Raw genomic sequence first — 2,732 nt, 5'->3', positions numbered from 1 at the left:
ATTTCGGGCGAAGGCTCAAAACCCTCAACGGTCTCACGCCCTATGAATACATCTGCAAAATATGGACTTCAGAACCAGATCGATTCATCATCAACCCAACCCATCAAATCCCGGGACTAAACACCTAGGGCCTGTGCCTACGCAGGCCCTGTGCTGCCAAGCCGAGCCGTTATCTAGGGCGGCATCCCCGGTGATTGTCAGCCGGAAGCCGACGCAGGCACGACACAACGGTGCCCTTGACCACGACTACCCCCGGCCCATAGCTGAACCCTCTTGTCTTCTAGCGATGACAAGCAACTGCCGCGCCCTCTGGTGCGGCTCTTTCGTTCGGCCTGTCCACTCCGGCCCTCGGGCCGGGGCCCCCAAGGAATGCAGTGCATGGGCTTATCTGATGCACAGCGCCCTTCCCGCTGGTGTTTCGACGGACCCACTTACCGCACCTTCCCTTGCGCTCACCGGGTACAAGGGCTACGCTCGTCCCCTCAGGCACCGCAAACGGATCGAGGAGGCTTTCGGCTGGGCCAAAACCATCGGAGGCGCCGTCCAGACCGTTTATCGCGGCATTGAATGCGCACGGTTTCGCTTCATCATGACGCTGGCCGCCGGAAATCTCCCCAGACTGCCAAAGCTGACCCGGCTTGAGCAGAAGATGACGTCGCAAACCGACCAAACCCGCCACACAGAACAGATGAACAAGCCAAAGCCGCAGCAGAGCTGAAAATGACATCTTCAGCGCGGCACTAAACCAGCGACCTGTTGGTCTCCGAGTGCTACCCTCCTCACGCTTTAGCGTTCTCGGGCGGAATCCCCACCAAGTGCTACTTAAGTAGCTATTTTTGTTGTCACCCTTGCATAAAATGGCAGCAAAGTGCTAACCTCGCCTGCCGAAGACAGAACGCTGTCATAATTTGGTAGCAACGCGTTGCCACCCGGAGTAAACCAACTGACCAGACCTTCCGTTCGAGGTTTGGAAAAGCACAGGCCGCCATGACGACCAAAGTTGAATTCAAGGATATCAGCAATTTCGTTCATGTCGCGAGGACGGGAAGCCTGATGCGCGCCGGTATGATTTCCGGCGCACCAAAGTCAACGCTCAGCCACAGCATCCGCCGCCTGGAGGATTTGCTGGAAGTTGAGTTGTTTCATCGTTCTCAGAGAGGCTTGCAGCTCACAGATTCTGGACGTGCCCTTCTAGATAATACCGGCCGTATATTTGACAGCATCGAACTGGCTGCAAGTGCGGCTCAACGTGCCCATAGCTCCTTGAATGGTAAAGTGAGGATATTAGGAAGTGCGGAGTTTGGGACCAGCATTATTGGCGCAGCAACTTTGTACTTGGCAAGAGAGCATCCGGGGCTATCCTTCGAAACACGAATGTACCCTAGTGACACTCCATTGCCAGAACAAACAGAATTTGATTGCCTTATTTTTGTTGGCACTGCCCCATCATCTCATCACGTTTGTCGAAAACTAGGCAATGTTGGGTATCGCGCCTACGCTAGTCCGCTACTTCTGCAGCGGCTAGGAACCCCTAATTCTGTTGAGGATATAAGGGAAATGCCCGGCATAGAATATACGCGCAAGGGAATAGCGGAGCCTTGGCTACTTCAAGACACAGACGGACAGCGGATTGGCGATTACAATGTGCGATTCAGCGTTCATGATTATTGGATGGCAAAATTCTATGCAGTTTCAGGAGAGGCAATAGCATATCTGCCGAACTTTTTTGTGCATTATGAAGTTGCTCAAGGTCACCTCATACCGCTCCTCCAAGAAGCCAACGAGAGTGAAAAAATATCTGTCTGGGCAATATATGGCGCCGCCCGCCATCGCAACCCTCGCGTCAAACTAGTAATTGATACGCTTTGCCAAAACTTCGACAAATTGATTCGTCACCCAGGCTATGCACTCGTGCGTCAGGACCTATAACTCTAAACCTGTCAACGGCGGCGCAAAAATCGGCCATGGCGGCGGAGCAAAACCAGGCCAGTTGGTGAGGGTGTGCGCCATGGCACGCGCGCTTTCCACATAGCTGGCGTGTGCCATTGCGCACTGGCCCGTCAGGGCCAATCGTCGTGAGATATCTGGATCGAGATCAACGCCGCTTGGTAAGCGGCAAGGAGACCCCGTGGGTTAGCGGCGTTGCCGGTCCGGGATAGGCTGGTGGCGTTGGTCTGACGCCGGGGTTCCATGTCTACGACTAGTTCTACGCCTATGCCTGCGACTGGTAGCTTACAGTTGGTCGAGGCTGTGATCGAGTGTTGATTTTCACTGAGAACTGATGGGGTGGATGCCCGCTCCCGACGGCATCGCGAGATGTGCCAAGGTGATGTTGTTGTTCAACGTCACGGGAAGGAGAAGGCATCCATGGACGGAGTTGCCATTATTGGCCTTGATCTTGCAAAGCGGGTTTTTCAGCTTCACGGCGCTCGGGCAGACGGAAGCGTAGCGTTCCGCAAGAAGCTGCCGCGCGCTCAGGTAACGACATTCCTGGCGAAGCTGCCACGGTGCATCGTTGCGTTGGAAGCGTGCGCGACAGCCCACTTTTGGGCCCGGACGATCGGTGCGCTCGGACATGACGTGAGGCTCGTGCCGCCGGCGTATGTGAAGCCTTTCGTCAAGCGGCAGAAAAACGACGCGGCCGATGCCGAAGCCATCGCAGAAGCGGCGAGCCGTCCGACGATGCGCTTCGTGGAGCCCAAGACGGAACGCCAGCAGGCTCGGGCGATGGT

Annotated in this window: 2 protein-coding genes and 2 pseudogenes; all 4 read left to right on the top strand. The window is 55.6% G+C overall.

Going from position 1 to position 2,732, the window contains the following annotated elements:
• A pseudogene (locus tag OQZ28_RS16745) lies at positions 1–128 on the top strand (IS481 family transposase); the annotation flags it as partial.
• Positions 129–454: 326 nt separating this feature from the next.
• Positions 455–631 (top strand): annotated as a pseudogene (locus tag OQZ28_RS16740) (IS5/IS1182 family transposase); the annotation flags it as partial.
• Positions 632–987: 356 nt separating this feature from the next.
• Positions 988–1,929: a LysR family transcriptional regulator gene (locus tag OQZ28_RS16735; RefSeq protein WP_458136671.1), complete on the top strand. Its 942-nt coding sequence runs from the start codon at positions 988–990 to the stop codon at positions 1,927–1,929.
• Positions 1,930–2,367: 438 nt separating this feature from the next.
• On the top strand, positions 2,368–2,732 hold a 365-nt coding region (locus tag OQZ28_RS16730), incomplete at its 3' end, for an IS110 family transposase (protein ID WP_458136670.1).

The sequence above is a fragment of the Komagataeibacter sp. NFXK3 genome, from assembly GCF_054182245.1.
Note: the sequence above shows the minus strand (reverse complement) of the source record. Positions and strands in the feature narration are given on the sequence as shown.

What these genes read in the sequence shown, in the direction of transcription:
- OQZ28_RS16735 (WP_458136671.1), top strand. Translation starts at nt 988, where the DNA reads ATGACGACCAAAGTTGAATTCAAGGATATCAGCAATTTCGTTCATGTC.